The organism is Massilia mucilaginosa, from assembly GCF_011682145.1.
In the GTDB taxonomy this organism is placed as follows: domain Bacteria; phylum Pseudomonadota; class Gammaproteobacteria; order Burkholderiales; family Burkholderiaceae_D; genus Telluria_A; species Telluria_A mucilaginosa.
Genome location: NZ_WHJH01000211.1, coordinates 1 through 455 on the forward strand (window position 1 = coordinate 1; position 455 = coordinate 455).

1 protein-coding gene is annotated in these 455 nt (G+C 63.7%); it reads right to left on the reverse strand.

What is annotated here, in order from left to right; genetic code table 11:
* On the reverse strand, positions 1-442 hold a 442-nt coding region (locus tag F2P45_RS34535; RefSeq protein WP_166882696.1), incomplete at its 3' end, for a type-F conjugative transfer system protein TraW.
* Positions 443-455: the final 13 nt, after the last annotated feature.

Consider the following 455-nt stretch of genomic DNA (forward strand, 5'->3'; position numbering starts at 1 on the left):
GGGAGGCAAGGAAGCGCTTTGCAAATGCCACCTGCGAGGTGTCCCGGGCATCGAAGAAGATCAAGGGGCGCGACAGGCCGACACGGTCGAGAGGATTGATGGTCGTGCCCGCAGCGACGAGGATGCGGCCACGGTCGTCGGCCACGTTCTCGTCGACCACAAAGGTCGGATCGTAGTAGGCGGTCCTGCCCTTCGTCGCCTTCGTCACGGACTGCAGCGGTGCCGGGTTCAGGAGCTTGCGCTCGATCTTTTCGGTCTGCTGCTGCTGGTAGCGCAAGGCCTCGCCGCTGGCCACCTTGGCGGCGACACGCTTCTCGATCCATTCGAGCATGTCGGGCTCCTTGATCGGATACGTCGGCCCGATGCGGCCGTGGTCGATCGCCGACGCGAGCGACGACGCCAGCGCCAAGCCACCCAGCAGGATTAGGTCAGAAAATCGCATACGCTTTTCCGAT